The organism is Iodidimonas sp. MBR-22, assembly GCF_029946565.1.
Lineage (GTDB): Bacteria > Pseudomonadota > Alphaproteobacteria > Sphingomonadales > Rhodothalassiaceae > Iodidimonas > Iodidimonas nitroreducens.
The window spans coordinates 181758-191414 of record NZ_JARKVQ010000004.1 but is presented as its reverse complement, the minus strand read 5'-3'; the positions used below and the strand labels follow the sequence as shown (position 1 = coordinate 191414).

Genomic DNA, 9657 nt, shown 5'->3' with positions numbered 1-9657 from the left:
GGCATCAGCCAGCGTCGAACGCGAAACCGACTTGCCACCGACATGATAAAGGCGCGCAGCGTGGCTTTTCAAACCGCCAACGATGTCACGTAGGCTGGAAGCGCCGGAAAACTGACCGTAAAGCAACGCAATGAACTGGCTTTTAGTTGAAAGCCGCCGCACATGCTTGTCAGCCGCGTGCTGGTGAACCAGACGATCAAAATCTGCCCATGGAACATGCTTCAATAAATCATGAAAAACGCTATTGTGGTGTCGCACGGTGTTGCTCCTTGTTCGTGTCCGGAAGACGCTCCAACGTCTGAACACGAGTAGAATCAACACCGTGCATCATGTCCACAAATTTAAACCGGACAGCAGTGGATCTCATCGGCGGTCTTCGCGCGGCGCTTTATCCCCATCTGGCCGATGTCGCGAACAGCTGGAATGACCGTATGGGAATGGACCAGCGGTATCCGCAGGCACATGCCGATTTCCTGCATCAGTGCTATGCAGCAGGTCAGGTTCGGCCGACGCCGTTGCTGCTCCAATATGTTCCGGGTGACTTCAACTGCCTTCATCAGGACCTTTACGGTGATCTTGCGTTTCCCATTCAGGTTGCTTTCCTGCTTTCAGAGCCCGAGCGCGATTTTACCGGCGGCGAGTTCGTGCTGACCGAACAGCGTCCCCGGATGCAGAGCCGCGCCGAGGTGGTGCCCATGCGTCAGGGCGATGCCGTCGCCTTCGCCGTCCATAACCGCCCCGTGCAAGGCACCAAGGGCACCTATCGCGTCAATCTGCGTCATGGCGTGAGCCGTATCCGCTCGGGGCAAAGGCATAGCTTGGGGATCATCTTCCACGATGCGAAATGAACTGATCTCAGGAGCCTGCTGACCTCCTGTGGCGCGATCTTGCTGGTGGTTGGTGGCGGTGTCGGCGCGCCCCGCCAGCTCGCGGCGCTCTAGATTGAAATTCAGGTTCAGATACGGTCGCCATACACGGCCCTTGGTCGGCGGTTGGCGACGGGTTCCACAATGAACTGCCGAGACATTGAGCCTGCAAAGGTCGGACCAGAGTCCGAGAAACCCCCATGGGCCAAACCAGAGCGCTTTCAGGGCGTGGAGGTTGTCACCGTGGATGACGAGATTGCCCTCGAGCGCCACGGGGCCGATGCCTTTGGTTTCGTAGGGCACGAGCGGGCGGAAGGACACCGCCAGATGATGGTTGTAGGCAAACTCTTTGCCCTTGAAACTCAGTTCCGTCATCCTCGCCCCTTCGTCGTCATTCCAGTGTATCGCTCGACCTTGATTTCCGCTTCCCGCTTGCTGCTTATTGTGCGGGAAGCGGCAGATGTGAACCTGATGCCCCATCCGATCCGCCACATTTTTCCTCTTAAAGTATTATCAGGCGATGTTTCTCTTGATATTCGTTCTTTAGTAGATAGGTTCTTTTGGAAGAATTGCATAATCGCGCGGAAGGCATGGGGGGCAGCGAGGCTGATGATGGTGATTGAACAGGTTGACAGGGGCAGCCCGGCATCGCGCCGTTTTTCATATACGCGCTTGTTTTTGAAAATTTTGCGTGGCCCAGAGGATTATCATGGATAAATTTTTTGCGCATTCCACCGAAGATTCAGGCAAGGCCGATTGGCATCTGCTGCGCGACCATCTGAGGGACACCGGCCACCTTGCCGCAGGGTTCGCCGCATCCTTTAAGGTGGACAGAGCAGCGCGGCTCGCCGGCCTGCTGCATGATCTGGGCAAATACACTCAGGCATTCCAGACAAAGATTTCGACCCAACCCGATCTTAAAGTCGATCATTCAACGGCGGGTGCCACAATCGTCCGGGACTTGGGAGAGAACACCCGTGACAAGTTCATGGCGGAATTGCTGGCCTTTGCAATCGCTGGCCATCATGCCGGGCTTGCCGATCGGATGGAGCTTGTCGACCGGCTGAAGAAAAAGCTGGAGCCTCTCGATCCTGTTTGGCGCGACGAGATCGTGCCAGAGGCAAACGACCTGATGCCGTCCAATTGGGTACCGGAAAAGGACAAGCTGGCCTTCCAGCTCGCTTTTCTCGGGCGGATGATCTTTTCCTGCCTTGTTGATGCCGATTATCGCGATACGGAAGCCTTTTACACTCAGGTCAAAGGCGAAACGAAAGATCGCGACTGGCCGGAACTCGGCGATATCATCGACGGCCTGATCGCCGATTTTAACAGCCATATGGCCGGGAAACAGACGGAGCCAAAGCCATCCGAGGTCAATCGCCTGCGCGCCGACATCCTCGCCCATGTGCGCAGCCGCGCCGGCGATACGCCCGGATTTTTCACCCTCACCGTCCCCACGGGCGGCGGCAAGACGCTGACCTCGCTCGGCTTTGCGCTTGATCATGCAAAACGGCACGGCCATGCCCGGATCATCTATGCGATCCCCTTCACGTCGGTGATCGATCAAACCGCCGGCGTGTTCAAGTCCGTTTTGGGCGATGCGCCGATCCTCGAACATCATTCCGCCATCGAGGAAGAGAGGGTGACGGAAAAGGAACAGCGCGACAAGCTCCGCCTTGCCATGGAGGATTGGGCCGCCCCCATCGTCGTCACCACCAATGTGCAGCTTTTTGAAAGCCTGTTCGCCAATCGCCCCTCGCGCTGCCGCAAGCTGCACAATATCGCAAACAGCGTGATCGTGCTTGACGAAGCGCAAACCATCCCCCGGCATTTGTTGCGCCCCATTTTGGAAGCCCTGCGCGAACTCGCAGCGAATTATCGCTGCTCGATCATTCTGTGTACGGCGACCCAACCCGCCCTAGGCGCGCCGGATTTCAGGGACGGTCTGCCACTTTGCAAGGACCGCGAGCTTGCGCCCGATCCGCCGGAGCTCGCGCGGCGTCTGAAGCGGGTGACGATCAGGACGGGCGGGAGACTGCATGACAGTGATCTCGTCGAAGCTTTGGAGCGCGAGCCGCAGGGCCTTGTCATCGTCAATAGCCGCAAGCATGCGCTCGCACTTTATCGGGCGGTGAAGGATGCCGGGCTGGATGGCGTCATCCATCTCAGCACCCGGCAATATGCGGCCCAGCGGCGGGATATTCTCAAAGGCGTAAAACAGCGTCTCGAAAATGGGCAGCCCTGCCGCCTGATCGCCACATCCTTGGTCGAAGCCGGGGTCGATCTCGATTTCCCCCGCGTTTGGCGGGCGGAAGCCGGGCTCGACCAGATCGCTCAGGCGGCCGGTCGCTGCAATCGCGAGGGGAAGCGCCCCATCGATGAGAGCATCGTCACGGTGTTCAAGGCACCCGATAATCCGCCACCCTTTGAGATCAAACAGCTTGCCGCCGATTTCGCCCGCATGGCGGATCAGCATGATGATCTGCTCTCGCCAACTGCCATGCGTGCCTATTTTGCTGAGGTTTATTGGCGTCTCGGCCCGGAAAGGCTCGATGCCGAAGGCATCCTCGAAGATTTCAGGATCAATGGGATGGAAGCCGATTTTGCCTATCGCAAGGTTGCGGAAAAATTTCGGATGATCGAAAGCGGCATGGCCCCGGTCATTATCGCGCAGGATCAAAAGGCCAGGGCGGCGCTCAAAAAATTGGGCATCGACGATGTGCGCCCCGGCAGCATTGCCCGCGATTTGCAGCCCTATATCGTTCAGGTGCCGCCAAAAGCCCGCAACAGGCTGCTCGCCAACGGGCATGTGCGGTTCGAGCGGGAGGAAAGGTTCGGCGATCAGTTTTGCGTTCTTGTGACCGATAGCTTCTACAAGCCTGAAATCGGGCTGTTGTGGGAGGATGCGGATTATCTGGGGCTGGAAAATTCCATCATTTGAGGGAGGAACGACAGCATATGGCCTATGGCATCAGACTTCTCGTTTCAGGCGATCATGCCTGTTTCACACGACCGGAGATGAAGGTTGAGAGGGTCTCTTATGACGTGATGACGCCTTCGGCGGCGCGCGGTATTTTAGAGGCCATCCACTGGAAGCCGGCGATCCGTTGGGTGATCGACCGCATTCATGTGCTCAAACCCATCCGCTTCCAGTCGATTCGCCGCAATGAAGTGGGGCACAAGGCCCCGGCGGGCAAGATCAAAAGCGCCATGAAAAGGGAAAGCCTTGAGGGCCTTTATCTGCTGGTTGATGAAGACCGGCAACAGCGGGCCGCCACCGTGCTGGTTGATGTCGCCTATGTCATCGAGGCGCATTTCGAGATGACGGAAAAGGCCGGGCCTGAAGACAATGAAGGCAAGCATCTCGATATCTTCAATCGCCGTGCTGCGCGCGGCCAGTGCTTTCACCAGCCCTGCCTTGGCACGCGCGAATTTACCGCTCGTTTTGACCTTCTCCCGTCCGACGCACCGCTCCCCGAAGCGATCGCCGAGACCCGCGATATCGGCTTCATGCTGTGGGATATCGACCATGCGGCGGAAGGCCGTCCTTCGATGTTTTTCCCCGCGCGGCTGGAAAATGGCGTCATGGACATCCCGCAACCCGGCAGCCCGGAGATCAGGAAATGAGCATCTTCGCAGCCCTTACCCGCGCCTATGATCGGATGGCTGATCGGGGCGAGGTGCCGCCTTTTGGCTATTCATATGAGAAAATCGGCTTTTTGATTTCCTTGGATGAGGATGGCACCCCCCTATCGGTCATCGATCTGCGCGATGGCGAAGGCAGGAAGAAGCGGGCGCGCCTGATGGCGGCACCGCAGCCCGTCAAGCGCACATCGGGGGTTGCTCCCAATTTCCTGTGGGATAAGACGTCTTATGTTCTTGGCATAACGGCGGGCGAAGGCAAGAGATTGGCCGAGGAACATGCCGCTTTTGTCGCGCGGCATGAAAAAGCCTTGAAAGATACCAATGATCCCGGCCTGCTTGCCTTGCGGCGCTTTCTCGAAAGCTGGACGCCGGAGGCGTTCGAGCAGCTTGGCTGGCCCGACGATATGAAGGACGAGAATATCGCCTTCACGCTCGAAAGCGACCGATTGCAAACGATCCGCCTCCATGATCGATCGGCGGCCCGCATTTTATGGGCAAGGCTTCAGTCCGGCGGCAGGGGCGGCGAGGCCATCTGCCTTGTTTCCGGTGAACGGGCACCGATTGCCCGGCTGCATCCGGCGATCAAGGGCATCTGGGGCGGACAATCGTCGGGTGGCTCCATCGTCTCTTTCAATCTCGATGCTTTCGCCTCTTATGGCCATGCGCAGGGGGATAATGCGCCGGTATCGGAAGCCGCCGCCTTTGCCTACACGACCGTGCTCAATAAATTTCTTGAAAAGGATAGCAAAAATCGCATCCAGATCGGCGATGCCTCCACCGTTTTCTGGGCCGATGGATCGAAAGCGTCCCTTGCCGAAGGGATCATGTCGGTCTTGTTTGAAGGGACGAAAGACGAGATCGAGGAGGGTTCGGAAGCCGCAAAAATTGGCGCGATCCTGCAAAAGCTGCGTGATGGTCAGCGACTCGCGGATTTCGATCCCGGCCTTGCCAGGGGGGTGCGTTTCCATGTCCTCGGTCTCGCCCCCAATGCCTCGCGCATTTCGATCCGCTTCTGGTTCGAGGACGATTTCGGCGCGCTGGCGGATCAATATCAGAAATTTCTGGCAGACAGAAAAATCGAACCCATGCCGGAACGCGATCAGGACGCGCCGCTTTGGCGCTATCTTTTGGAAACGGCAACGCTCGGCAAACGCGAAAACGTACCCCCCAATCTTGCAGGCAACTGGATGCGCTCCATCCTTTCCGGCACGGATTATCCTTTGACCCTGCTTTCCACCATCCTGATGCGTATCCGCGCCGACGGTGAGATCAATGCCTTGCGCGTCAGCATGCTCAAGGCCGTTCTGGTTCGCAATTTCAACATGAAAAAGGAGGCTCCCGTGGCACTCGACCCGGAGAATCGCAATAAGGGCTATCTGCTCGGCCGTCTGTTCGCCGTTTACGAACAGATTCAATCCGCCGCGCTTGGACGCAATGTCAATGCAACAATCAAAGATAAGTTCTACGGCTCGGCTTCCGCTCAGCCACGCAAGGTTTTCGCCCTTCTGGACGGTAATTCAGCACATCATCTGTCAAAGCTGGGCAAGCAAAGCCCCGGGTACAAGATCAATCTGGAAAAGACGATCACAGCCATCATGGAAACGATGTCGCCAGGCGAAGATCCCTTCCCGTCCTCACTGTCTGCGCAGGAACAGGCGCTGTTCGGGCTTGGCTATTACCACCAGCGCAGCGAGTTTTTCAAGAAATCCGACTCCTCAGCAACCACCACCACACAAGGAGAGACCGCCTGATGACCGCGCTCAGCAATCGTTATGATTTCGTGATCCTGTTCGATGTTGCCAATGGCAATCCAAATGGTGATCCCGACGCAGGCAATCTGCCGCGCCTCGATCCTGAAACCAATCTCGGCCTCGTCAGCGATGTCTGCCTCAAGCGTAAAATTCGCAATTATGTTGAGCTGGCAAAAGGCAAAGAGCCCGGCTTTGCAATCTATGTGGAAGAAGGGTCGATCCTCAATGATAAGCATCGGGAGGCATACAAGGCTCTTCGCCCCGATAATGAAAAGGTCGCCAAAGAAGCGAAGCTTAATCCCGAGAATGACAAGGAGGCCTCGGATCTGCGCGATTTCATGTGCCGGAATTTCTTTGATGTCCGCAGCTTTGGAGCGGTGATGAGCACCGGTATCAATTGTGGACAGGTGCGCGGCCCGGTGCAACTGACTTTTGCCCAGTCCATCGAGCCTATCGTACCTGTTGAAATCTCGATCACGCGGATGGCTGCCACCAACGAAAAGGAAAAAAAGGCGCGCAAGGAAGGCGACGACAGCAACGAGCGCACCGACAACCGCACCATGGGCCGCAAGCATATCGTGCCCTATGGCCTTTACCGTGCCCATGGCTTTATCTCGGCCAAGCTGGGCGAACGCACCGGCTTTAGTGAGGATGATCTTGATCTTTTGTTCGAGGCGCTGGAAAATATGTTCGAACATGATCGCTCCGCCGCGCGTGGGGAGATGGCGGCACGCAAGCTGATCATTTTCAAGCATGATAGTGCACTTGGCAACGCATCCGCCCACGCCTTGTTTGATCGGGTGAAGCTGGGCCGCGCTGTGGATGGCGAATTCCGCGAGATCGACCGACGGCTCGATAATCTGCCGCCAGCGCGCAAATTCTCCGATTATGCCGTCACGATCGATCGCGATGGTCTGCCGGAAGGCGTCGAGATCATCGAGAAGTTCTGACATGAAGGCGGGCGCCCCTTCCGCCCCGATAGCGCAAGTAGACGAGCGGGATGGCGACCCCATCCCGCTCTCCGCGCTTCAGCACGCCGTTTACTGCCTGCGGCAGGCGGCGCTCATCCATCTGGAGCGCATCTGGGCGGACAATCGCTTTACTGCCGAGGGGCATGTGATGCATATGGCCTCATCCATCCCCGGTGAGCGGAAAGCGCGCGGCGTGCGGCGGGTGACGGCGCTCTCCCTCGCTTCCAAGCGTCTTGGCATTGCTGGCGTTGCCGATCTTGTGGAGTTTCGTCCCCATGCGAACGGCGCGGGCGGCGAGACGCCCTATCCGGTCGAATATAAACGCGGCAAGGCCAAGCTCCACCGCGCCGACGAAGTGCAGCTTTGCGCGCAGGCGCTGTGCCTTGAGGACATGACCGGCTGCGCCGTGCCCGAGGGTGCGCTCTATTATGGTGAAACCAAAAGGCGCGTCATCGTGCCCATCGATGCCGCATTACGGCGTTTGACCGAAGAAACCATTGCCCAGATGCGGGCGGTCTTCACCACGCTCGAAACGCCGCCCGCCATTTATAAACCCAGCCTGTGCCGCGCCTGCTCGCTGATCGATCAGTGCCGCCCCAAAGCCACGGCCAAGGGCGCGCGGCAGTGGCGGGATCGCATGTTGGCCAGTCTTTTGGATGAAAGCGAGGCCGCACCATGAAAAAACTGCTCAATACTCTCTATGTGACGACCGAAGGGGCGGGCCTTAGAAAAGATGGCGAAAATCTCGTTGTCGAGATCGAGGGCGAGGAACGCGCCCGGGCGCCGCTGCACATGCTGGCCGCTGTGGTTCTGTTTGGTCCTATTTATATTTCGCCCGCCCTGATCGGGGCTTGTGCCGCAGCGGGCATCGCCATCATCCTGCTGACCCGCAACGGGCGATTTCAGGCCCGCATCGAAGGGCCGATCAGCGGCAATGTTCTGCTGCGGCGGGCGCAATATCGTCTTTCGGATATGTCCGACGAGATCGTGCGCAGCCTTGTTATCGGCAAGATATCGAATCAGCGCGCCATCCTCATGCGCTGCCTGCGCGATTATGGGGATACGCTTGATCCCGATGCCACGGCGGCGATTTCCGGCGCTGCACAGCGCATGACGCACATCCTGCGGCGGGTCGCTCGGGCCACTCTGGAAACAGATCAAATGCGGGGGGCAGAGGGCGAAGCGGCCAATCTGTATTTTTCCGTGTTCAACCATCTCATCCGTTCACCCGATGAAACGCTGCGCTTTCATGGCCGCTCCCGCAGGCCGCCGCTGGACCCGATCAATGCCCTGCTGTCCTTTCTGTATACCTTGCTCACTCATGATTGCCGCAGCGCGGCTGAAAGCGTTGGCCTTGATCCGGCTGTCGGCTTTTTGCATCGCGATCGCCCCGGCAGGCCCAGTCTGGCGCTCGATCTGATGGAGGAATTGCGTCCCATTATGGCCGATCGGCTGGCGCTTTCTCTTGTCAACCGTCGTCAATTGCGGGCGAAGGATTTCATTATCCAGGAAAGCGGTGCGGTTTTTCTGACCGACGACGCGCGCAAAACGGTGCTGACAGCGTGGCAGGAACGCAAGCGCAAGGAACGCCGCCATCCCTTTATCGAGGAAACCGCACCGCTCGGCCTTGTCCCCTATTTACAAGCGCAATTGCTGGCGCGCCATCTGCGCGGCGACCTTGATGCGTATCCGCCCTGGTTCTGGAAGTGAGACAATCGCCATGATGGTGCTGGTAACCTATGATGTCAGTGTAACCGAAGGCAATGGCGCCAAACGCCTTCGCCATGTTGCCAAGGCGTGCCGGGATTATGGTCAGCGTGTTCAGTATTCGGTTTTTGAAATCGAGGTCGAGCCTGCGCAATGGACGATGCTGAAGGCCACTCTTGAGTCCATCATCGATGCCAATCATGATAGCCTGCGCTATTATCATCTGGGCTCGAACTGGCGCCGCCGTGTGGAGCATGTGGGTGCAAAGCCGGCGACCGATCTGGGAGGAACGCTGATCATCTGAAAGGCGCGGGCGTGATCCCGCATTTTGGCGATGATCGGCGGGGGGCGCCCGGGGCGGCGGTCAATCGGGAAACGCGATCCTGTATCGATCCGGGCCAGGAGCCGGGTCAGAAACCGGGCCAGGAGCCGGGTCAGAAACCGGGCCAGGAGCCGAGAGGCGCGAACCGCAAGCGTGTCGGCATTTCCCGGGGCCTTCGCACCCGCCTTAGCTCTTTGATATTGTTTATGAAATTCTGCCGCGGGGATAAACACCCCCTTTTTGCTGGCCGCTTTTTCCGAGTTTCGCGCGGACATGACTCTTTTCAAAGGCAAAACAAGCTGTTAGCCAAAGAGAGTCGCCCCCCACGCGGGGGCGTGGATCGAAACGGGCGTGGCGCCGGCTCGGCAATGGTCCTGCTCGCGTCGCCCCCCACG

General features: G+C 58.2%; 9 protein-coding genes, 1 pseudogene and 1 CRISPR repeat array (1 of these 11 cut by a window edge). Of the genes and pseudogenes, 9 read left to right on the top strand and 1 reads right to left on the bottom strand.

The genetic code is table 11. The features are described 5' to 3' along the window. Positions 1 to 258 (bottom strand): DUF4372 domain-containing protein (locus QK300_RS05090; RefSeq protein ID WP_281320821.1); only part of this gene is annotated, 258 nt, incomplete at its 3' end. Between the two features lie 101 nt (positions 259 to 359). On the opposite strand from QK300_RS05090, the pseudogene QK300_RS05085 reads away from it, so the two are divergent. The 9 genes and pseudogenes from QK300_RS05085 to cas2 form a co-directional block, all read left to right on the top strand. Beyond that, a pseudogene (locus tag QK300_RS05085) lies at positions 360 to 848 on the top strand (2OG-Fe(II) oxygenase); the annotation flags it as partial. A gap of 261 nt (positions 849 to 1109) precedes the next feature. Further along, positions 1110 to 1583 (top strand): hypothetical protein, encoded by a 474-nt coding sequence (locus tag QK300_RS05080; RefSeq protein WP_281300479.1) that lies wholly within the window; start codon positions 1110 to 1112, stop codon positions 1581 to 1583. Continuing rightward, a complete protein-coding gene (gene cas3 / locus QK300_RS05075) occupies positions 1576 to 3807 on the top strand; it encodes a CRISPR-associated helicase Cas3' (protein WP_281300480.1) in 2232 nt (743 codons plus the stop codon). Before QK300_RS05080 ends, cas3 begins: the two co-directional genes overlap by 8 nt. 17 nt (positions 3808 to 3824) lie before the next feature. After that, positions 3825 to 4493, top strand: coding sequence for a type I-C CRISPR-associated protein Cas5c (gene cas5c, locus QK300_RS05070; RefSeq protein WP_281300481.1), 669 nt, complete (start codon positions 3825 to 3827; stop codon positions 4491 to 4493). Continuing rightward, positions 4490 to 6262: a type I-C CRISPR-associated protein Cas8c/Csd1 gene (gene cas8c / locus QK300_RS05065; protein ID WP_281300482.1), complete on the top strand. Its 1773-nt coding sequence runs from the start codon at positions 4490 to 4492 to the stop codon at positions 6260 to 6262. Before cas5c ends, cas8c begins: the two co-directional genes overlap by 4 nt. After that, positions 6262 to 7212 carry a type I-C CRISPR-associated protein Cas7/Csd2 gene (gene cas7c, locus QK300_RS05060; protein ID WP_281300483.1) on the top strand — a complete coding sequence of 317 codons (951 nt, stop codon included), beginning with the start codon at positions 6262 to 6264 and terminating at the stop codon, positions 7210 to 7212. Before cas8c ends, cas7c begins: the two co-directional genes overlap by 1 nt. Before the next feature lies 1 nt (position 7213). Next, positions 7214 to 7912, top strand: a complete 699-nt coding sequence (gene cas4 / locus QK300_RS05055) for a CRISPR-associated protein Cas4 (RefSeq protein ID WP_281300484.1) — start codon at positions 7214 to 7216, stop codon at positions 7910 to 7912. Next, positions 7909 to 8943, top strand: a complete 1035-nt coding sequence (gene cas1c, locus QK300_RS05050) for a type I-C CRISPR-associated endonuclease Cas1c (protein ID WP_281300485.1) — start codon at positions 7909 to 7911, stop codon at positions 8941 to 8943. Before cas4 ends, cas1c begins: the two co-directional genes overlap by 4 nt. Positions 8944 to 8953: 10 nt before the next feature. Then, the gene (gene cas2, locus QK300_RS05045; protein ID WP_281300486.1) at positions 8954 to 9244 is read left to right on the top strand and encodes a CRISPR-associated endonuclease Cas2; all 291 of its coding nucleotides are present in this window, start codon (positions 8954 to 8956) and stop codon (positions 9242 to 9244) included. Positions 9245 to 9577: 333 nt separating this feature from the next. After that, positions 9578 to 9657: direct repeats of the CRISPR family, unit length 32 nt; unit sequence GTCGCCCCCCACGCGGGGGCGTGGATCGAAAC (it continues 3526 nt past the right edge of the window).